The sequence below is a fragment of the Alteribacillus sp. HJP-4 genome (assembly GCF_042139015.1).
Classification (GTDB): Bacteria; Bacillota; Bacilli; order Bacillales; family Marinococcaceae; genus JBHIKY01.
This window is the reverse complement of the sequence record NZ_JBHIKY010000043.1, coordinates 1-18,734: the sequence shown is the minus strand read 5'-3', so window position 1 is coordinate 18,734 and position 18,734 is coordinate 1. Positions and strand designations below refer to the sequence as shown.

The following is an 18,734-nucleotide window of genomic DNA, read 5'->3' as shown; positions in this document are numbered from 1 at the left end:
CATCGTTCGGAGGTTATTCATTTAAATGGCAACAGCCACCGCATTAAACATCGAGAAACTTTGTTTCAAGCGAAAAGTGTTCAAAATTAATGAGCAGTATATGTTCAAAAAGACTTGACGGTGACACCGAGGCAGAAGTAAGTCTTTCGCAAATCATGGAGCGGTTAGGGCATAAAGACGAATCGACGACAAAAAATGTTTACCTGCATGTAACAAAAGATATGAAAAAAGAGGCTTCCCAAAAGTTCAAAGAACTAATGGAAAACCTCTAATTTTAGACCAACACTCAGAAAATGTTACCCTATCGTTACCCTCAGGCAACTTTCCAAGTATATTAGTGACTCAAACCCCTTGATTCATTGGGTTTTTGAGCGGATGATTACATCATGCCGCCCATTCCACCCATGCCGCCCATGCCGCCCATGTCAGGCATACCGCCGCCACCGCCGCCGTCGCCTTCATCAGGCTTGTCAGCGATTACTGCTTCAGTGGTGAGGAACATTGCGGATACGGAAGCTGCATTCTGGAGTGCGGAACGAGTAACTTTAGTAGGGTCGACGATACCTGCGTCTACCATGTTCACCCATTCGCCGGTTGCAGCGTTGAAGCCTACTCCGATCTGCTCGCCTTTCATGCGCTCTACGATAACAGAGCCTTCGAGGCCAGCGTTTTGTGCGATCTGGCGAAGCGGCTCTTCGAGAGCACGAAGAACGATGTTAACGCCTGTTGCAGCGTCGCCTTCAGCATTGATAGCCTGAACGGTTTTGTAAACGTTCATGAGAGCTGTACCACCGCCGGAGACGATGCCTTCTTCTACTGCTGCACGCGTAGAGTTGAGGGCGTCTTCGATGCGGAGCTTACGCTCTTTCATTTCTGTTTCGGAAGCAGCGCCGACTTTGACTACTGCCACGCCGCCGGAAAGCTTCGCAAGACGTTCCTGCAACTTTTCACGGTCGAAATCAGAAGTAGTTTCTTCGATCTGTGCTTTGATCTGGCTGACACGTGCAGAGATGTTAGCCGGGTCGCCGGAGCCTTCCACTACTGTAGTATCGTCTTTATTAACAACAACCTTGCCTGCGCGTCCGAGCTGGTCGATTGTTGCGGATTTCAGGTCAAGACCGAGATCTTCTGTGATCACCTGGCCGCCTGTGAGTGCTGCGATGTCTTCTAGCATTGCTTTACGACGATCGCCGAAGCCAGGTGCTTTCACTGCTACTGCGTTGAATGTACCGCGCAGCTTGTTGACTACGAGTGTCGCAAGTGCTTCGCCTTCTACATCCTCTGCAATGATGAGGATCGGCTTGTTCTGCTGAACCACCTGCTCAAGTACAGGAAGTACTTCCTGGATGTTAGTGATCTTCTTGTCGGTAATCAGAATGTACGGATCATCGAGCTCTGCTACCATTTTATCGGAATCGGTCACCATGTATGGAGACGCATAGCCGCGGTCGAACTGCATGCCTTCTACGACTTCCAGTTCTGTTTCGAGGCCGCGGGACTCCTCTACTGTGATAACGCCGTCGTTACCGACACGCTGCATTGCTTCAGAAATGATCTGGCCGACTTCCTGGTCAGATGCAGAGACAGAAGCTACCTGTGCGATAGATTCGCTGCTTTCGATCGGCTTCGAGATTTTGCGGAGCTCTTCGACAGCCACTTTTGTAGCTTCTTCAATTCCTTTGCGGATACCCATTGGGTTTGCACCGGAAGTTACGTTTTTCAGGCCTTCCTGAATCATTGCCTGAGCAAGAACGGTTGCCGTTGTTGTACCGTCACCGGCAATATCGTTTGTCTTGCTGGCAACCTCTGATACGAGCTGTGCACCCATGTTTTCGAAGTTGTCTTCAAGTTCGATTTCTTTTGCGATCGTCACACCGTCATTCGTAATGAGAGGGGATCCGAATTTCTTTTCGAGAACGACGTTACGTCCTTTTGGTCCGAGTGTTACTTTTACAGCGTTTGCCAGTTCATCTACACCGCGCAGCATGGAGCGGCGGGCGTCTTCGCGAAACTTAATATCTTTAGCCATAATTTCAACCTCCTGAGAAAATAGAATATGTAGGGACGTACCCTAACATCATGTGATTAACCGATTACTGCAAGTACATCGCTTTCACGCAAAATTAGATATTCTTTTCCGTCATATTTTACTTCTGTTCCTGCATACTTTGAGAAGATAACAGAGTCTCCTGCATTTACATCCATTGCAATGCGTTCGCCGTTATCAGAAACACGGCCGTTTCCTACTGAGATAACTTTGCCTTCCTGCGGCTTCTCCTGTGCAGAATCAGGAAGTACGATTCCGCTCGTTGTTTTTTCTTCTGTCTGGATTTGTTCGATCACGATACGATCGCCAAGAGGCTTTAACAAGGTAAACACCCTCCTTTAATATTTGCGCGGCGGACGAGCCGCCGACGTTTTATTGCTTTATTAGCACTCGGTACTGGTGAGTGCTAACACCAATTATTATGATAATCATTCCTGCTGGTTTTTGCAAGAGGAAGCGCAAATTTTTTTTAAAAAAATAGCGTTATCATTTTCTTGCATTCCCACAGTCAAACGTTCCCTCTTTATGGAAGCTTTAATCGTTAAATTTACAAATAGAAGAGATTTTTTTCTATTCACACGATGTTCATGCCGCTTTTATTCTCGTTTCTGTCTTCGTTATGATACAATACTCACTGCATGCGGCTTTTTCGCACATCAAGAGAAGATCGTATACCTGAGGAGTTGACCGAACTTGAACAAACGCTATTGGTGGATCTTGATTTTTTACATAGGCATGCAATTTTCAGGTCTGATCGGCGTGCCTGTGCTGTTGAATTTTGAATTTGACCGTGCCTTCAGCTTTGCTTTATGGAATATGATCAGCTTTATCCTCGCGCTCCTGCTGATTTTACTGCTTCTCGTTCCGGAGCGGAAAAAATCCTACCGGCACCACCGTAAGCTCCGTAAAACGAGCGGCGGCCATGCGGTGAAATGGACGATTTTCGGGATATTCCTTGCCTTTATCGCTCAGTTTGGGGCGATTGCGATTGAATCATCGTTATTTGGAATTGAACCTGGCTCGGAAAATACACAGGAAATTCTTGATATGGTAAAGATGATACCAGCATTCTCTGTTGTTGTGGCCGTTATTGGTCCAATATTAGAGGAAATTGTTTTTCGGAAGGTTATTTTCGGTGCCTTTTATAAACGGCTGAATTTCTTTATTTCTGCTTTACTCAGCTCAGTCATCTTTGCACTCGTACATTTTGATTTCACGCATATCTTAATATATACAGCTGTCGGATTTACATTTTCCTTTTTATATGTAAAAACCGGCCGGATTATCGTTCCGATTGCAGCTCACGTTGCCATGAACGGATACGCGGTGATCGTACAGGTGCTGTTAGGCGACAAGCTCCAGGAAATGCAGGAGGAATTTGAAAAAATGCAAATGATACTGGGAGGTCTGTTTTTATGAGGATGTCACCTTCCCTGCTCGGCATGATTTACTTTGCCCTGGCCGGACTTTTTATTTATCTTGCCATCCAGCAGGTCAGCACGGAATCGTGGGGCTTGATGGCGGTAGTGTTTGCGGCAGTAGCCGCGGTGGATATTATGATGGGCATTCGTTACTTCCGTGTCGGCAGTGCTGCCGAGAAAAAAGATAATAATAAAAAATAAAACGTATTGAAGCCAGCTCCTGTTTTATAAACGGGATCTGGCTTCTTTTTCTATGACCTCAAGCTGACTCTGGGCGGCCTTCGCCTTTTGTCCAAGGAAAAATGCAGCCGGAATGGAAAGTATGGTAATAAGCCCGACGATGAAAAAGCTTTCGGTGATCGCCTGAAAGCTCGCTTCCTCCATAGAAGCCTGAGCCGCAAAGAGCTGGGTGCGTCTTACTTCAAAGTATACCGACACACATACGATTCCGAGCGCGTTGCTCATCTGCCGGAACACGTTATTCATAGCGGATCCGCGTGAGACATCCTCCTCTGGTATTGAGTTAATACCGGCGGTCGTTGCCGGCATGCTGGCCATTCCCATTCCCATCCCGCGCAGAGCCATCCAGATAAACACCCATACGAGTGCGGTTTCGATGGAAATGAACGAGAGCGCGATCGTTCCAGAGCCTAAGAGAAGTACTCCTGCTGTCACTACGAGTGTTGCCTTTCCTTTGTCCAGCAGCCTTCCGCCGATGTTCATGAAAATGCCGCTCATCAGTGCGGTCGGCAGAAACACGAGACCTGTCATAATCGCTCCATATCCATAGACAGATTGCACGAGCAGCGGAATCAAGAATATTCCAGCGAATAATCCGACACTAGAAAGTCCTGCGATATACACACTGAGCGAATAGGCACCAATCCGGAAAATCGAAAGGTCGAGAAGCGGCTGCTCCACTTTCTTTTCGACCTTTCCAAAGAGATAGAGTGCTGTCAGTCCGGTAAAAATCAACAGAAGATTAAGCGGTTGAACGAGATGGGAGAGCTCTGAGATTCGGCCCAATGCAAACAGCACGGAGCCCACGCCGGCAGTCACTAGCAGAAAGCCCGAGCGGTCAAAGCGGATGCCGGGTTTTGTCCCCGTATCCTTTAAATACTTCAGCGCAAACAAAAAGGCAGCCGTCCCAAACGGCAGGTTTACAATAAATAAGTAGTGCCAGCTTGAGAATTCTACGATGAGTCCCCCGATTGTCGGTCCGATCGTTGGCGCCATCATCGCTGCAATTCCCCACACACCGGTAGCAAGTCCCCGCTCTTTCCGGGGGAATGCTTCAAAAATCAAAGCCATCGAAAGCGGCATCATCATCCCGCCGCCGATGCCCTGGACCGCCCGAAAAAAAATTAGGGATCCGAGAGACCAGGAAAGAATACCAAGAAACGAGCCGAGCGTGAATACCGCAAGCCCGGTTAAGTATATTTTTTTCTTGCCGAATTTATCCCCTAAGTAGCCTGTCACCGGCATTGTCATCCCCATCGCCACCATAAAAATGGTAATGATCCAGCCGGCTGCGACGGCGTCCGAATCGAATACCTCCATAAAAAGCGGCAGCGCAGGGTTGAGCATGCTGTTATTCAAAATCATCGTAAAGGTGCCCATTAACAACGAAATGACAATCAGCCATTTTCCAGAAATCCTGCTCATTACTCCTCACCCAACATTTCGTCTTGCGAAATAATATATCTCTATACTATATCATATAAAAAACCCGGTTCGGAAACCGGGTTCTGTTTATTTAATATTTCGTTCTTTATCTTCCTTCGCCCACTGCTCCATTTTCTCCTGCTCTGCTTTTAACACTTTTTTATACGAAAAGCGTGAGACGAGAATACTGATTTCGTAGAGAATAAACAGCGGCAGCGTGACCATCACGTGGGAGACAATCTCCGGCGGAGTAATGAATCCTGCGATGACAAGCAGTGCAAAGTAGGCGTACTTCCTGACATGGCGCAGCCAGGCAGGCGTGACAAGCCCGAGCCGGGTGAGAAACATAATCACGACCGGCAGCTGAAACAAAAAACCGAACGGCAGCGTCAGCTGAAGCAAAAAGGCAAAATAATCGTTAACGCCGTACTGCTCTGTCACGTTCAATCTATCGGAAAGATTGCTTAGAAACAAAATAACATTCGGAAACAAAATAAAATAGGCAAATGCCAGGCCGCCGAAAAACAATAATGTCGCGACCGGTATATATGCAAGTGTCACCTTCCGTTCCTTTTCCATCAGTCCCGGGGAAATAAAAGCCCAGAGCTGGAATAAAAGAAGCGGAAACACGACGATTAAGCCTATAAAAAAAGCAAAGTTCATATATAATTTCAAGGGGTCCGTCAGCTTAAAGACGTTCATCGGAAAATCTTCTGCTTCCGGCGTGCTCTGCAAGTAAGAAATAATACCCGGCGCCAGAAACAGCCCGAGTATCATTGCGGCGAGAAGAAATGCTCCTACGAACAGAATCCGGCGGCGCAGCTCTTCCATATGGTCGACGACGGACATGTTTTTCTCAGCCATCATTTTTCCCGCCTAACTATTACTTATCACTGCTTGAATTGGATTGCGTATTATTCTTCTTATCGTCGTCATCATCGTCGGCAAGTCCTTTGGTTGCGTGCTTAAATTCACGCAGGGTGTTTCCGGCTGCTCTTCCAAGCTCCGGAAGCTTTTTCGGACCGAAAATCAATAATGCAGCAACGACAATCAATACTATACTCATTGGGCCGGGCATTCAGGCCACCTCCAACTTAAAATGATCCTTCTCAGCTGTCGAGAGGGTAATTCTTTAAAAAATATACAAGTGTCTGCAGTTCTACCGATAAGTCAATATGATGAACCCGGACGTGATCCGGGACCGTCAGTCGTGCCGGAGTGAAATTCAGGATTCCCTTAATACCGGCATTCACCAGCTTTTCGGCTGTGGCCTGCGCGGCTTCTGCCGGGACAGTTAATATGGCTGCCGGCGCGTCCATGCTGCCCCGCACCTCCGGCAGTTGATCAAGGTGATGGATTTCAACACCGCTTATTTCGTTTCCGATTACCTTTTCATTCACATCAAAAGCCGAGACTATTTGAGTGTTGTCGCTTTTCGAGAAATTGTATTTCAATAAGGCAGTGCCGAGATTTCCGACTCCGATGAGAAACACCTTCGTCACTTCGTCCTGGGCAAGTGTTTTCCGAAAGAAGGAGAGCAGATAGTGAACATTATATCCGTAACCTTTTTTTCCGAGGGCGCCGAAATAGGAAAAATCCCGGCGGATCGTAGCGGAATCCACTTTGACAGCCTCACTCAGTTCGGTCGAGGAGACGCGCTGCTTCCCTGAGGCATGAAGGTTCTCGAGGAACCGGTAATACAGCGGCAGCCGCTTTGCTGTTGCCTGTGGTATTTTTTGCTGGTCTATATTCATTGCAGCCTCCAACATTCCATCGGGTTCTACGATTCGACAGTTTCTTGCCGCCACTGGGGCAGCTGATCACAAAATGCTCGTTCTACAGTAGTTGGATCTGCTTTTACTACTTGTCTATTGTACACTATAATCGCTCCATATGTAATAGGAAGAATTATTTCCGGAGCACCTGTTCACTATATTGCCAAAAATCGAGTGATTCATACTTTTCATGCGGGATACATCGCGTTTTTTTTGAAAATACGATAGACTGAAAACAGCAGAATGGTTCATAAAGGATGTCGAAAATGATCGTACTTCAATGTGTAAACGTAAGCAAATCATATGGGGCGGAGACGATTCTCCGCGACGTAAAAATGGAAATAAAAGAAAAAGAGCGTGTCGCACTGGTCGGCAGAAACGGGGCGGGGAAATCCACGCTTTTAAAAATCATATCCGGCCAGCTCGGCTACGATACAGGGGACGTCATTATTCCTAAGGAAACAAAGCTCGGCTATCTCGATCAGCACAGCGGCCTGCAGTCGGATCGTTCCATCTGGGAGGAAATGCTGACGGTGTTTTCTTCTTTACGAAAGATGGAAAAAAAACTTCGGACGCTCGAAGAAAAAATGGCCGCTGTTTCAGTGAATACAGATCCTGATTCCTTTGAGCGGGTTTCGAAGGAATACGATGAGCTGCAGCATGCGTTCCGCTCCGGCGGAGGCTATCAATATGAAGCGGATATCCGTGGTGTGTTATCCGGTTTATCTTTTTCCGGATTTGACTATAATGAATCGATCTCGTCCTTAAGCGGCGGACAGAAAACAAGGCTTGCGCTAGGGAAGCTGCTGTTGTCCAAACCAGATGTTCTCGTACTTGATGAGCCCACTAACCATCTTGACATCGATACTCTTCGCTGGCTTGAGCAATATTTATCCAGCTATCCCGGAGCCGTTTTGATTGTCTCGCACGACCGCTACTTTTTGGATAACATAGTCACCAAGGTATATGAAGTGGCATGGCAGAAAGCCGCCCTGTATCACGGCAATTACAGCAGATATTTAGTCGAAAAAGCGAACCGCTTTGAACAGGAATTAAAAGCGTTTGAGAAGCAGCAGAAGGAGCGGGCCGTGCTCGAGGATTTTGTGCAGCGCAATATTGCCCGTGCTTCTACTTCAAAGCGTGCCCAGAGCCGCCGCAAAAAACTCGAAAACATGGATCAGCTCGACCGACCGGACGGCGCTTTGAAATCAGCGAAGTTTTCGTTTGAAATTGACCGGCAGAGCGGAAATGATGTGCTGCAGCTGCAGAATATCAGCATTTCCTACGGCAGCCATCCTCCCATCATTGAACAGTTGACTCTCTCGATTAAACGAGGAGAAAGCATTGGTCTCATCGGTCCGAACGGAGCGGGGAAATCCACACTCTTAAAAGCTATTGCAGGCAGCCTTAACATTGATTCCGGCAGTATCCGGCTCGGCAGTAAAATCAGTGTCGGGTATTACGATCAGGAGCAGGCAGGCCTCGATTCACGCAAGGATGTGCTGCATGAGCTCTGGGATGACTACCCTCTTACTCCGGAAAAAGAAATTAGAACTGTCCTCGGAAATTTTCTATTCAGCGGAGAGGATGTATTAAAGCAGGTCTATGATTTGAGCGGCGGGGAAAAGGCCCGGCTCGCTCTCGCGAAGCTGATGATGCAAAAGGCTAATTTTCTTATTTTTGACGAGCCTACCAACCACCTTGATCTCGACAGCAAGGAAGTTCTTGAATCGGCGCTCCTCGATTATCCCGGTACACTGCTGTTTGTCTCTCATGACCGCTACTTTCTTAACCGGATGGCCACGAAAATAGTGGAGCTGAACCATAACGGCCTCCAAGAATATCTCGGGGATTATGATTATTTTTTGATGAAAAAAGAAGAAGCACGGGAACGGGAAGCTCTGCGGGCACACCAACAGCCGCAAAAGGACAGTTCTGAACAAACGGCTGGTGCTGACTCCGATAAAGAAAAGCATTTTCAGGGAAAAGAAGCGAAAAAGCTCGCCCGTAAGCGCCAGCGCGATATCGAAAATACCGAAGCAGATATAGCAGAGCTTGAAGAGCAGCTTGCCCAGTATGAAGCAGACATGCTCACCCCCGAAGTCTATGAGGATCACGAAAAAGCCGCGCTCGTTCAGCAGGAAATTGATTCCCTTCAGGTGAGGCTCGAAAGTCTCATGGAAACGTGGGAAGCCCTTCAAACCGAAGAAGTATAGGAATTAATTAGAGCAGCTTTCAAGGCTGCTCTATTTTTATTTACAAATTTAGTGAAATATCCACATTGTCCACAGTTTTATCAACAGATTTCCGCACATTTAGCAGGACTTTTTGTACTTATTCACAAAATCACTAACTTATCCACAGAATAACCGTACACAGGGATACTCCCTTTGAATCAATTTTCCTATGGCTTATCCACATTATCCACAATAATGTTATTAACAGAAATTCATACAAAAGACCTGGCTCTTATGTGAGGGCCAGGCCAGGGATACCATTTAAATGCAATTCGGCAAAGGTTTTAGTTTTCCACCCGATATGAGCTGCTGCCCCGATCATTGCCGCATTGTCTGTACAAAGAGAAAGAGGTGGAATCGTCAACGTAATTTCCGAGTCGGCAAATGTTTCTTTCATTGCTTCGCGCAGGCCCGTATTGGCAGCGACTCCTCCGGCCATTACTACCTGCTGCACACCGTAGGAAGCAGCCGCTTTTCTCGTTTTTTCAGTCAGCACGGTGACGACGCTCTGCTGAAAGCTTGCGGCCAGATCTTCCGGTGCAATTGTTTCCCCTCGCTGCTCCGCATTGTGCAGTTTGTTAATAACTGCTGATTTTAAGCCGCTGAAGCTAAAGTCGTAGGAATCATTCTCGAGCCAGGCAATTGGCAGATTAATGACTGGAGAACCCTGCTTGGCAAGCTTATCGAGCTCCGGTCCGCCCGGATAAGGAAGATTCAATGTCCGTGCCACTTTGTCATACGCCTCTCCTGCCGCATCATCACGCGTCTCTCCGATAACCTCAAACTCTCCTTCTTCTTTCATTAAAATGAGCTCTGTATGCCCTCCTGACACGACCAGGGCAAGCACAGGAAACTCCCACCTCTCCTGGAGCCGCGCTGCATAAATATGACCGGCAATGTGATGCACCGGAATAAGAGGTAAATCGTGTGCGTACGCAATCGCTTTCGCAGCATTCACACCGATCAGCAGCGCCCCAACCAGCCCCGGACCTTCCGTCACAGCCACCGCATCAAGATCCTCAAAGGACACTTCCGCTTTTTCCATCGCTTCCTCCACCACCTGCGTGATACTCTCGACGTGGTGACGGGAGGCTATTTCAGGAACAACACCTCCAAAGCGTTTATGGCTGTCAATCTGAGAAGCGACGATATTGGATAAAATCGTCTCCCCATCTTGAATTACCGCTGCCGCTGTTTCATCACAGCTCGTTTCAATCGCTAATATCATACTTTCTTTAAGATTGCATTCTTCGTTGTTCATGTAAATTCACCCACATTACTAAAGCGTCTTCGTTATTGTCTGTATAATAATTCTTGCGGATGCCGGCAGGCTGAAACCCATGTTTGTCGTAAAGGGCCTGCGCTACCTCATTGCTGACCCGCACCTCAAGCGACATCGTTTTGGCTCCATACGTATAAGCCATTTCAAGCGCATGGATAAGCAGGTCATCCCCAATTTGACGACCGCGTTTTGAGGAATGAACCGCAATATTGGTGATATGAGCTTCATCAATGACAATCCAAACACCACAGTACCCTACGATTATTCCATTCTTTTCTGCCACAAGGTAATGGGCAAATTGGTTGTTTTTCAGCTCATTCATAAACGCCTGTCTCGTCCAGGGGAGCTGAAACGCATTATGCTCGACTCTCAGCACTCCTTCAATATCCGCTTCCTTCATTAACCGAACCTCCGCCTGTTTACTCATGGGAGACTCCTTCTTTCGCAGCAAGCCACTTTTTCTCTGCTTCCGCAAGCTGGGCGTATTCCGGAACAAGATGATGGGGATCGATTGAACCGCCTTCTTTTTGAATTATTGAAAACATGGCGGAAGCATGAGGAAGCTGTTCGCGCGCATCTCCGAAATAAGCGTTCGTCCCTAAAGCTTTTACGATTGAAGCCTTATGCTTATCACTGTCCTGGCTGAGAAAAAGAACCGGAGCATTAACGTGCTTCAGCTCCTCAAGCCAATCCTCAAGCAGGATGATCCGGTCTTTCTGCACTACTTCTGCATAGCGGCCTCTGCTTTCATACAGCCCCGTATACACCTGATCTCTTCTCGCATCTATAAATGGACATATCATGCCGGCAAAACCTCTGCCGTTCTGGGCATACATGTGAAGAGTGGAGATGCCGTACACCGGAATACCGAGCGACCATGCCAGTGATTTCGCAGTCGTAATGCCGATCCGAACACCAGTGTAGGAACCAGGGCCTTTTGCCGCGGCAATCGCGTCCAGCTCCTTTGCCGCAGTGCCTGTGCCTTGAAGAAGATCATCTATAGCATGCATCAGCCGGACCGAATGATTCTTTTTTAAATTCGTCGTATACTCACCCACGATGGTGCCATCATCCGACAGCGCCACACTAAGTACGTAGGTGGAAGTATCGATTGCTAACATTTTCATTTCATCTGCATCTCCTTGCAAAGCAAATCAAACCGCTCCCCGTGAGGGCAGAACTCAAGAAGCCGGGATGAGTCCCCTTCTCTTTTTATATCAATATGAAGCCTCTGCGTCGGCAGCAGTTCCGTTAATTTCTCTGACCATTCAATCACGCAGATTCCGGCACCTTCAAAGTATTCCTCAAGGCCCAGCTCTTCTGCTTCCTCTTCTCCTAAACGGTAAAGATCCATATGATAAAGCGGGAGTGTCCCTTCGTACTGTTTCATTATCGTAAACGTCGGACTGTTCAGCGTACGCTGAACCTGCAGAGCTGCAGCAATCCCCTTAGTAAAATGGGTTTTCCCGGCGCCAAGGTCGCCGGCGAGTGTAATTACATCCCCAGCGCTCAGCTTTTTTCCAAGCTCTTCTGCCAGCTTTATCGTTTCCTCTGGAGAGGAAGTCCGGGCTTGAAAAGAATTCAATGTAGTTCACCTTCTATTTAAAATGATTATATCCTTTTTTTGTTAATTTCTCATCTTTACCGATTTTCGTATTCAAAATCACCGATGCTGGCCCTTCTGTAACTTCACCGATACTAAAAACCGGCTGGTCCGCTGCAGCCATCATATTCTGAAGTCTCGGCCAGTCCGCAGCAGGAATTGTACCGATAAGCTCGAAATCCTCCCCACCGTAGAGCATCCAATCCAGGCGCTGTCCAACCGGAAACCCCTTAAGCTCATCAGCTTCAGGGAGCTGTGCTTCATTCAACAAGATCTTTACACCGCTTGCTTCTGCAATTTCCCATGCCTCACTTGCAAGTCCATCACTTATATCATTTAGTGAAATTCTTGACTTCAGGTCCGCGGCTATCCTCCCGGCTTTTACTCTAGGCTGCGGGCGCTGATGATAAGAGATTAACATTTTTTCTGTGGCAGTATATAATGCGTGCCTGCCTTTATCCAGCAGAAGCTTCAGGCCGGCGGCTGATCTGCCAGTCGGTCCTGTTATAAACACGACATCCCCGGGACGGGCATTTCGGCGAAGCAGTCTCGTGTTTTTTTCTGTATAACCGGTTACGGTCACAGTAATCACAAGATCGTGCGGAGAGGAAACGGTATCGCCACCGATCATATCTGCTTCATACTTATCCGAAAGGTGCTTCATGCCTCTGTAAATGCCGGAGAGATCCTCATCCGTCCACTGCGGCGGAATCGCCATGGACACAACATAAAAGACGGGAAAACCACCCATCGCAGCCACATCTGAAATGTTTACGGCGAGTGCTTTATGGCCGATATCTTCCGGACTCAGCGTGTCTTTGCGAAAATGAATTCCCTCTACCATCGTATCTACACAAATAATCTCAATTCTATTTCGATCCGGCTCATAAAGAGCGGCATCATCTCCGATACCTTCAATCAGCCCAGCCTGATGATAACGATCAGGCATATGTTTCCGAATCCATTCAAACTCATCTTCAGGCATGAAAATCTTCCTTGTCTGTCATAATCTTATCCTATTGTATCGTATTATATAGCAAAAAGCATTTTCATTAAAAATACTCGTCCGTTTCCATACACCGCCCGAACTAGTCCAATTCCCGTTTCAAAAAGATAAACTTTTGCAGAATATAAAAAAAAGCCCTCTTAGAAAGGCTTTTGTGTTAGTAAATTTGGTTGCGGGGGGAGGATTTGAACCTCCGACCTCCGGGTTATGAGCCCGACGAGCTACCAGACTGCTCTACCCCGCGATATGGGCAACACGGCGACGTCCTACTTTCACAAAGGGTTGCCCCTTCATTATCATCAGCGCTGAAGAGCTTAACTTCCGTGTTCGGCATGGGAACGGGTGTGACCTCTTCGCTGTCGTCACCGTATTAATATGTGTCGTCTCAACGTCACTTTTATAATATAACATGCTGATTCGTGGGACGCAACCTTTAATATGAATTTTTATTGAGAAAATGTGTCTATTGTGTTACATTAATTATAAGAATATTTAAACTATTAAGGAGGGTAGTTATTATGAACAGCGGCAGGTATGTAAGAGGCTTTTTATTAGCCAATGTAGCGGTCGTGCTCACTTTTATCTTTCTGCCTGTTTTTATTCTTACAGACAACATTCATATTTATCAAAGTATGATGAACTATCTCATCAAAAGCTGAATATTTTCCTTTTAGGTAAAAATGGGGGAAGTTATCGCTTTTCCTATACTACTAAAAGAACTGACTCCCTTGGAGTCAGTTCTTTATTAGTTTTTTGGTCGCCTTCAGTGCTTCTGCAAATCCATCAATAATATCGCCTGCATCCTCAATGCCGACAGAAATTCTGACGGTACCCGCCGTGATGCCCAGACTCTGCCTGATCTCTTCCGGAACGGTACGGTGGGATGTATTTAACGGATATGAGACGGTCGTTTCCACTCCTGCAAGCGTCGGAACAATTTTTATCCAGCCGAGCGATTGGAAGAATGCTTTAACATCGTACTTTTCCCCTAAATCGATACTTACCATGGCACCGTTGCCTTTGTCAGAGAGGTCTTCCGGATAATAAACGGCTTTTACCGGACTGTTTTGGCTAAACCAATCTGCAAGCGCCGCCGCATTGTCTCCCTGCTGCTTCATTCTTATTGAAAGAGTCTTTAACCCCCGGCACGCAAGCCATGACTCAAAGGGGCTGAGATTAGCCCCAATGCTGATCAGCCTCTTTTTGGCTTTGGCGATCAGATTTTCATCCCCGGCCAGCACTCCGGCGGTAACATCGCTGTGTCCGCCGATATATTTTGTCGCGCTGTGGACTACCAGATCTGCTCCAAGCTCATAAGGCCTGTAAAAATAAGGGGTGGGAAAGGTGTTATCTATCATCAGTTTCAGCTGATGCTGTTCTGCAATGGCTGCGAGCGCCCTTGTATCTTCTTTTCGAAGAAGCGGATTTGTGACAGCTTCAGCATAAATTAACCTGGTCTTGTCTGTAATCTCGCTGATGATTTTTTCATGATCATTGAAATCTACAATTGATACTAATATTCCCCATTCCTGCAGCTCCTGCTGAAAAAGCTGATAGGTGCCTCCGTATAAATCCATCGGCACAATCATGTGCTCGCCCGGCTTTACCGAAGCAAGCACCCCGACAAGAATAGCTGACATACCAGAGGAGGCAGCAAGACCTGCCGGCGTTCCTTCAAGATTTGCCACTCCTCTTCCAAGATCATCGGTATTAGGATTACTGTAGCGTGTATATAAGTGCTCTTTGTTTCCCTGGAAATACTCCTCCATATCATCTAGATCCTGAAAGGTAAACGCAGAGGTTTGATAGATTGGCTTTGTTTTGCTTTTATTTTTTTCCCCGTCATCTGTCTGAAAATGAACAGCGCGGGTGTTGAATTTAAGGTCCACTTAAAATCCCCCTTCTCACTCGGACATCATATCATGAATTGCAAAGGCAAGGTTAGAAAATTGTTTGCGTTCGGCACGCATTGCTTCTACTGCATCCTTCACCTCTATTTTTTTGAAATAGACTTTTTGGCCCGGCTTCATTTGGGCAAGCTTCGGAAGATCAACAGTAATCACATTGGCTATTCTCGTGTATCCTCCAGTCGTCTGCCGGTCCGCCATGAGTATAATTGGCAGGCCGTTCGCCGCAACCTGAATGGTCCCGAAAACGATCGCATCCGAATGAATATCAGCTCCATTTTTGTGGGTGATTTTTTTACCTTCAAGCCGGTATCCCATTCTATCAGCGTTATTTGTAATCGTGTAGGCGGAGTTGTAAAAATGGTCCAGGCCTTCTTCGGTAAATGCAGATTCTTCAGGTCCCTCCACAACCCGGATCGTCTGCTCATCCTCGTAAGCCGGAATCAGCTCAAAATGCAGCCTAGCCCGTTTATTATCCGGCCATTCAGGCACATGAAAATAAAGCTCGTCTCCTTCTTCGAGAGTCCTTCCATTTACACCGCCTGCTTTTGCCTTCACATAGGTAGATTGACTGTTGAGAAACGAGTCTCCATGAAAGCCGCCGGCAACCGCCAGATAAAGTCTGGCACCACTTTTGGGACCGCGGAACGTCAATTCATCTCCAGCTTCCACCTGAAATAATGTCCACATATCAACCTGTTTTCCGTTGAGACGGGGCTGAAAATCTCCTCCGGTTAAAGCAAGCATCGCCCGTTCTTCAAATATCAATTCAGGACCCGTTAACGTCATCTCCAAAACCGCTTCTTTTAGATGATTGCCAACGAGAAGATTTGCCGCGGTAAATGCATAATGATCCATCGCTCCGGACGGCGGCAGTCCCTGGCTGAGATAGCCGGTACGGCCTGCATCCTGCATCGTGGTGAACATACCCGGTTTTCTTACCCGGCACAGTTTCACTTTATTCATTACTGAACTCTCCTGGAGCTTTCGCTGTAATATTATTTCTCGAAAAAGCTTCATGCAGCTGTTTCACAAAATCAAGTGCTTCCGGCTTATCGCCGTGCACACATATAGTGTCAGCCTGCAACGGCACAAGCGAGCCGTCCAGTGCTTCTGTCTGCTGCGAAGAGATCATCTCAATCACCCTGTGTTCTGCCTCCTGTTTATCGTGAATAAGCGCTTTGGCATGGCTTCTGGGCGTCAAACTTCCATCTGTCATGTACGTACGGTCAGCAAAGACTTCATTTACCGTCTTCAACCCTTTTTTCTCCCCTGCTTTAATTAATTCACTTCCAGACAATCCATAAAGCAGCAGTCCAGGATTTACGGCAGCCACTGCCTCTGCAACGGCTTCTGCGGCCTCCTGATCAGCACAGGCATGATTGTATAATGCGCCATGCGGTTTTACATGCTGCATTGAGACTTTCTTCGATTGACAAAATCCTTGCAGGGCGCCAATTTGATATATCACCAGGTCGTAGATTTCCTCTGGATCTATGTTCATGGCACGCCTCCCAAAGCCAGCAAGATCCGGATAACCGGGGTGGGCTCCAACAGCTGTACCGGAAGCCTTAGCAAGATCAACGGTCTCCGCCATTACGCGGTGATCTCCGGCATGATAGCCGCAGGCAATATTTGCAGAAGTCACAAGTTTCAGGATTTCCTCGTCCTGACCAAGTGTATATATTCCAAAGCTCTCTCCAAGATCGCAATTTAAATCAATGCATTGCTTCATCATGATCCTCCTTCTCTCTCCATACAGGGGTATAATCACCATTCTCACTTTTCTCCCGGATGTCACGGTATGTCTTTTCATCAATCGGATAGAAACGAACATAATTGCCCTGTTGAAGCAGGGCCGGCGGTGTCCGCTTCTTATGGAAAAGCTCAACGGGGGAACGACCAATGATATTCCAGCCTCCCGGGCTGTCCAACGAATACATTCCAGTCTGCGAACCGGCAATACCGACCGACCCTGCCTTAACTAACTTTCTCGGTGTATCAAGCCGCGGACACGCAATTGACTCATCCATCCCCCCCAGATAAGGAAATCCTGGAGTAAATCCGATCATATACACCAGATAAGCACGACTCGTATGTATGTTGATAACATCCTCTTCAGTAAGCTTATTATTTTCCGCTACTTTTCGCAGATCCGGCCCATATTCACCACCATAGAAAACCGGAATTTCACAGACGCTTGCCTTTGGGAGGCTTATATCGTTAGATGAGGTCATTATTTCTTGTGCACTCTGCATGATTGATTGTGCATCGGTTTTAATCGGGTCAAAATAAATCGTTACAGCGGTGAAGGAAGGAACCCATTCTATAACTTCAGGGAGGTGTGCCTGCTCCAGTTTATAGCAGAACTTCCTTATTTCATTGCTGATCGATTCATGAATTTTATCTCCAAATACAACTCTGATCGCCTGATCGCCATACGTGTAGCTTTCAACCTTCATACAGAAAACATCCCTTCATACTTCGATTACGGTTAATGAGGAAGGTACTTTATAATTACCATGGTAATCGTTTTTTATGAATCGTGTCTAGGGCATAGATTCCTTTCTTTTCTCGGTTCCCCGCTTGCGGAATGGATATCCCCTGCTTGGAGTGATTATCGACTCTTGGGGCGGCATTTCACGCTTTGGGGCAGCTTTTCACTTCTCGCTGGGAGTGTTTCCCCTTTTGCTGAGGGCGTTTCCCGCTTTGCGCTGCCACTTTCCACCGCACCACGCTCGTTTCCCGTCCCGGGGTTGGTTTTCCCCTGGAGAACAAATTTATCCCATTCTTTTCATTGGTTTCCCGTTATCGAAGCAGATTTCCCATGTTTGAAGTGAGTATCCACTCTTGGGACGGCGTTTCACGCTTTGGGGCAGCTTTCACTTCTTTCATGGCGCGTTTCCACCGGAGCCGAGTGCGTTTCCCGCTTTGCGCTACCACTTTCCACCGCACCTCGCTCGTTTCCCGTCCCGGGGTGGGGTTTCCCCCCGGAAGACACATTTATCCCTTTCTTTTCTGTGGTTTCCCGTTATCGAAGCAGATTTCACTTCTTGATAGCTCGTTTCCCACTTTCGGAGCACATATCCATGTTTGAAGTGGGTATCCACTCTTGGGACGGCGTTTCCTGCTTTGGGGCAGCTTTTCACTCCTCGCTGGGAGTGTTTCCCCTTTTGCTGAGGGCGTTTCCCGCTTTGCGCTACCACTTTCCACCGCACCTCGCTCGTTTCCCGTCCCGGGGTGGGGTTTCCCCCGGACGACACATTTTTCCCTTTCTTTTCCATGGTTTCCCCCTTCCCGAGCGCATATCACCTTTTCGGTGTGCTTATCCACGCTTGGCGCGGCGTTTCACGCTTTGTGGCAGCTTTTCACTTCTTTCATGGCGCGTTTCCCCTGATGGCGAGAATGTATCCCGCGTTGCGCTGACTCTTTCCCCCGGACCACAAGCTTATCCCTTTCTCTTTGAAGGTATCCCCCTTTTCGAAGCCAAGGCAGAAGGCAGCCCATACAAAAAAAGCCGCCGGAACTCGAAGTTCTGGCGGCTTTTTCTATCGTGCCCGGCAGCGTCCTACTTTCACAAAGGGTTGCCCCTTCATTATCATCAGCGCTGAAGAGCTTAACTTCCGTGTTCGGCATGGAAACGGGTGGGACCTCTTCGCTGTCGTCACCGGACAATGCGGCACATCGGTGCCTGTCGGAGAAAATGTATTCCCTCAAAACTGGATAACGAATATCAATAGAGAGCCGATTGGTCACGAGGCGCTTTCCTTTGCGTTGGATAAGCCCTCGAC

20 protein-coding genes, 1 tRNA gene, 2 rRNA genes and 1 pseudogene are annotated in these 18,734 nt (G+C 47.5%); 5 read left to right on the top strand and 19 right to left on the bottom strand.

The window, feature by feature from the left end:
* Window positions 1–128: 128 nt before the first annotated feature.
* Window positions 129–272, top strand: a pseudogene (locus ACE4RR_RS21055) (tyrosine-type recombinase/integrase); the annotation flags it as partial.
* A gap of 107 nt (window positions 273–379) precedes the next feature.
* Here the strand turns inward: ACE4RR_RS21055 and groL are convergent.
* Both groL and groES read right to left on the bottom strand, forming a co-directional pair.
* Window positions 380–2,029, bottom strand: a complete 1,650-nt coding sequence (gene groL, locus ACE4RR_RS21050; protein WP_375537402.1) for a chaperonin GroEL — start codon at window positions 2,027–2,029, stop codon at window positions 380–382.
* 56 nt (window positions 2,030–2,085) lie between these two features.
* Window positions 2,086–2,370, bottom strand: a complete 285-nt coding sequence (gene groES, locus ACE4RR_RS21045; RefSeq protein WP_375537401.1) for a co-chaperone GroES — start codon at window positions 2,368–2,370, stop codon at window positions 2,086–2,088.
* 370 nt (window positions 2,371–2,740) lie between these two features.
* Here groES and ACE4RR_RS21040 point away from each other — a divergent pair, with 370 nt between their 5' ends.
* Together ACE4RR_RS21040 and ACE4RR_RS21035 are read left to right on the top strand one after the other, a co-directional pair.
* Complete coding sequence (locus tag ACE4RR_RS21040) at window positions 2,741–3,466, top strand: CPBP family intramembrane glutamic endopeptidase (protein ID WP_375537400.1); 726 nt, start codon at window positions 2,741–2,743, stop codon at window positions 3,464–3,466.
* Window positions 3,463–3,669 carry a DUF4305 domain-containing protein gene (locus tag ACE4RR_RS21035; protein WP_375537399.1) on the top strand — a complete coding sequence of 69 codons (207 nt, stop codon included), beginning with the start codon at window positions 3,463–3,465 and terminating at the stop codon, window positions 3,667–3,669. Before ACE4RR_RS21040 ends, ACE4RR_RS21035 begins: the two co-directional genes overlap by 4 nt.
* A gap of 24 nt (window positions 3,670–3,693) precedes the next feature.
* Here ACE4RR_RS21035 and ACE4RR_RS21030 read toward each other — a convergent pair whose 3' ends face one another.
* The 4 genes from ACE4RR_RS21030 to ACE4RR_RS21015 form a co-directional block, all read right to left on the bottom strand.
* A complete protein-coding gene (locus ACE4RR_RS21030) occupies window positions 3,694–5,133 on the bottom strand; it encodes an MDR family MFS transporter (protein WP_375537398.1) in 1,440 nt (479 codons plus the stop codon).
* An 87-nt stretch (window positions 5,134–5,220) separates the two neighbouring features.
* Window positions 5,221–5,997: a twin-arginine translocase subunit TatC gene (tatC, locus tag ACE4RR_RS21025; RefSeq protein WP_375537397.1), complete on the bottom strand. Its 777-nt coding sequence runs from the start codon at window positions 5,995–5,997 to the stop codon at window positions 5,221–5,223.
* 19 nt (window positions 5,998–6,016) lie between these two features.
* The gene (locus ACE4RR_RS21020) at window positions 6,017–6,211 is read right to left on the bottom strand and encodes a twin-arginine translocase TatA/TatE family subunit (RefSeq protein WP_375537396.1); all 195 of its coding nucleotides are present in this window, start codon (window positions 6,209–6,211) and stop codon (window positions 6,017–6,019) included.
* Between the two features lie 31 nt (window positions 6,212–6,242).
* A complete protein-coding gene (locus ACE4RR_RS21015) occupies window positions 6,243–6,887 on the bottom strand; it encodes a redox-sensing transcriptional repressor Rex (protein WP_375537395.1) in 645 nt (214 codons plus the stop codon).
* A gap of 287 nt (window positions 6,888–7,174) precedes the next feature.
* Here ACE4RR_RS21015 and ACE4RR_RS21010 point away from each other — a divergent pair, with 287 nt between their 5' ends.
* Window positions 7,175–9,124 carry an ABC-F family ATP-binding cassette domain-containing protein gene (locus ACE4RR_RS21010; protein ID WP_375537394.1) on the top strand — a complete coding sequence of 650 codons (1,950 nt, stop codon included), beginning with the start codon at window positions 7,175–7,177 and terminating at the stop codon, window positions 9,122–9,124.
* A gap of 253 nt (window positions 9,125–9,377) precedes the next feature.
* On the opposite strand, the gene tsaD is transcribed toward ACE4RR_RS21010, so the two are convergent.
* The 7 genes from tsaD to rrf (ACE4RR_RS20975) form a co-directional block, all read right to left on the bottom strand.
* A complete protein-coding gene (gene tsaD / locus ACE4RR_RS21005; RefSeq protein WP_375537393.1) occupies window positions 9,378–10,406 on the bottom strand; it encodes a tRNA (adenosine(37)-N6)-threonylcarbamoyltransferase complex transferase subunit TsaD in 1,029 nt (342 codons plus the stop codon).
* On the bottom strand, window positions 10,381–10,854 hold the full coding sequence (rimI, locus tag ACE4RR_RS21000; RefSeq protein ID WP_375537392.1) for a ribosomal protein S18-alanine N-acetyltransferase: 474 nt from the start codon (window positions 10,852–10,854) through the stop codon (window positions 10,381–10,383). Before rimI ends, tsaD begins: the two co-directional genes overlap by 26 nt.
* Entirely contained in the window at window positions 10,847–11,554 is a 708-nt protein-coding gene (tsaB, locus tag ACE4RR_RS20995) for a tRNA (adenosine(37)-N6)-threonylcarbamoyltransferase complex dimerization subunit type 1 TsaB (protein ID WP_375537391.1), read from the bottom strand. Before tsaB ends, rimI begins: the two co-directional genes overlap by 8 nt.
* Complete coding sequence (gene tsaE, locus ACE4RR_RS20990) at window positions 11,551–12,012, bottom strand: tRNA (adenosine(37)-N6)-threonylcarbamoyltransferase complex ATPase subunit type 1 TsaE (RefSeq protein ID WP_375537390.1); 462 nt, start codon at window positions 12,010–12,012, stop codon at window positions 11,551–11,553. The genes tsaB and tsaE overlap by 4 nt, the downstream gene beginning before the upstream one ends.
* A gap of 13 nt (window positions 12,013–12,025) precedes the next feature.
* The gene (gene thiL, locus ACE4RR_RS20985) at window positions 12,026–13,015 is read right to left on the bottom strand and encodes a thiamine-phosphate kinase (RefSeq protein WP_375537389.1); all 990 of its coding nucleotides are present in this window, start codon (window positions 13,013–13,015) and stop codon (window positions 12,026–12,028) included.
* A 188-nt stretch (window positions 13,016–13,203) separates the two neighbouring features.
* Window positions 13,204–13,280, bottom strand: a tRNA-Met gene (locus ACE4RR_RS20980).
* Window positions 13,281–13,289: 9 nt separating this feature from the next.
* Window positions 13,290–13,406: ribosomal RNA gene (gene rrf / locus ACE4RR_RS20975) — 5S ribosomal RNA — on the bottom strand.
* A 148-nt stretch (window positions 13,407–13,554) separates the two neighbouring features.
* Between rrf (ACE4RR_RS20975) and ACE4RR_RS20970 the strand changes: the two genes are divergently transcribed.
* Window positions 13,555–13,695 (top strand): hypothetical protein, encoded by a 141-nt coding sequence (locus ACE4RR_RS20970; RefSeq protein WP_375537388.1) that lies wholly within the window; start codon window positions 13,555–13,557, stop codon window positions 13,693–13,695.
* 75 nt (window positions 13,696–13,770) lie between these two features.
* Here ACE4RR_RS20970 and ACE4RR_RS20965 read toward each other — a convergent pair whose 3' ends face one another.
* From ACE4RR_RS20965 to rrf (ACE4RR_RS20940), 6 genes are all read right to left on the bottom strand, one after another.
* A complete protein-coding gene (locus tag ACE4RR_RS20965) occupies window positions 13,771–14,925 on the bottom strand; it encodes a trans-sulfuration enzyme family protein (RefSeq protein ID WP_375537387.1) in 1,155 nt (384 codons plus the stop codon).
* A 15-nt stretch (window positions 14,926–14,940) separates the two neighbouring features.
* Complete coding sequence (locus ACE4RR_RS20960) at window positions 14,941–15,909, bottom strand: 5-oxoprolinase subunit C family protein (RefSeq protein WP_375537386.1); 969 nt, start codon at window positions 15,907–15,909, stop codon at window positions 14,941–14,943.
* Window positions 15,902–16,681 (bottom strand): LamB/YcsF family protein, encoded by a 780-nt coding sequence (locus ACE4RR_RS20955; RefSeq protein WP_375537385.1) that lies wholly within the window; start codon window positions 16,679–16,681, stop codon window positions 15,902–15,904. The genes ACE4RR_RS20960 and ACE4RR_RS20955 overlap by 8 nt, the downstream gene beginning before the upstream one ends.
* Window positions 16,662–17,405 carry a 5-oxoprolinase subunit PxpB gene (pxpB, locus tag ACE4RR_RS20950; protein WP_375537384.1) on the bottom strand — a complete coding sequence of 248 codons (744 nt, stop codon included), beginning with the start codon at window positions 17,403–17,405 and terminating at the stop codon, window positions 16,662–16,664. The genes ACE4RR_RS20955 and pxpB overlap by 20 nt, the downstream gene beginning before the upstream one ends.
* Before the next feature lie 474 nt (window positions 17,406–17,879).
* A complete protein-coding gene (locus ACE4RR_RS20945) occupies window positions 17,880–18,227 on the bottom strand; it encodes a hypothetical protein (RefSeq protein WP_375537383.1) in 348 nt (115 codons plus the stop codon).
* A 271-nt stretch (window positions 18,228–18,498) separates the two neighbouring features.
* Window positions 18,499–18,615: ribosomal RNA gene (gene rrf / locus ACE4RR_RS20940) — 5S ribosomal RNA — on the bottom strand.
* Window positions 18,616–18,734: the final 119 nt, after the last annotated feature.

Bases quoted from the DNA above. Each gene is read 5' to 3' on its own strand.
- groL (WP_375537402.1), bottom strand. From the start codon at position 2,029: ATGGCTAAAGATATTAAGTTTCGCGAAGACGCCCGCCGCTCCATGCTG.
- ACE4RR_RS21035 (WP_375537399.1), top strand. From the start codon at position 3,463: ATGAGGATGTCACCTTCCCTGCTCGGCATGATTTACTTTGCCCTGGCC.
- ACE4RR_RS21030 (WP_375537398.1), bottom strand. From the start codon at position 5,133: ATGAGCAGGATTTCTGGAAAATGGCTGATTGTCATTTCGTTGTTAATG.
- tatC (WP_375537397.1), bottom strand. From the start codon at position 5,997: ATGGCTGAGAAAAACATGTCCGTCGTCGACCATATGGAAGAGCTGCGC.
- ACE4RR_RS21020 (WP_375537396.1), bottom strand. From the start codon at position 6,211: ATGCCCGGCCCAATGAGTATAGTATTGATTGTCGTTGCTGCATTATTG.
- ACE4RR_RS21015 (WP_375537395.1), bottom strand. From the start codon at position 6,887: ATGAATATAGACCAGCAAAAAATACCACAGGCAACAGCAAAGCGGCTG.
- ACE4RR_RS21010 (WP_375537394.1), top strand. From the start codon at position 7,175: ATGATCGTACTTCAATGTGTAAACGTAAGCAAATCATATGGGGCGGAG.
- tsaD (WP_375537393.1), bottom strand. From the start codon at position 10,406: ATGAACAACGAAGAATGCAATCTTAAAGAAAGTATGATATTAGCGATT.
- rimI (WP_375537392.1), bottom strand. From the start codon at position 10,854: ATGAGTAAACAGGCGGAGGTTCGGTTAATGAAGGAAGCGGATATTGAA.
- tsaB (WP_375537391.1), bottom strand. From the start codon at position 11,554: ATGAAAATGTTAGCAATCGATACTTCCACCTACGTACTTAGTGTGGCG.
- thiL (WP_375537389.1), bottom strand. From the start codon at position 13,015: ATGCCTGAAGATGAGTTTGAATGGATTCGGAAACATATGCCTGATCGT.
- ACE4RR_RS20970 (WP_375537388.1), top strand. From the start codon at position 13,555: ATGAACAGCGGCAGGTATGTAAGAGGCTTTTTATTAGCCAATGTAGCG.
- ACE4RR_RS20960 (WP_375537386.1), bottom strand. From the start codon at position 15,909: ATGAATAAAGTGAAACTGTGCCGGGTAAGAAAACCGGGTATGTTCACC.
- ACE4RR_RS20955 (WP_375537385.1), bottom strand. From the start codon at position 16,681: ATGATGAAGCAATGCATTGATTTAAATTGCGATCTTGGAGAGAGCTTT.
- pxpB (WP_375537384.1), bottom strand. From the start codon at position 17,405: ATGAAGGTTGAAAGCTACACGTATGGCGATCAGGCGATCAGAGTTGTA.
- ACE4RR_RS20945 (WP_375537383.1), bottom strand. From the start codon at position 18,227: ATGGAAAAGAAAGGGAAAAATGTGTCGTCCGGGGGAAACCCCACCCCG.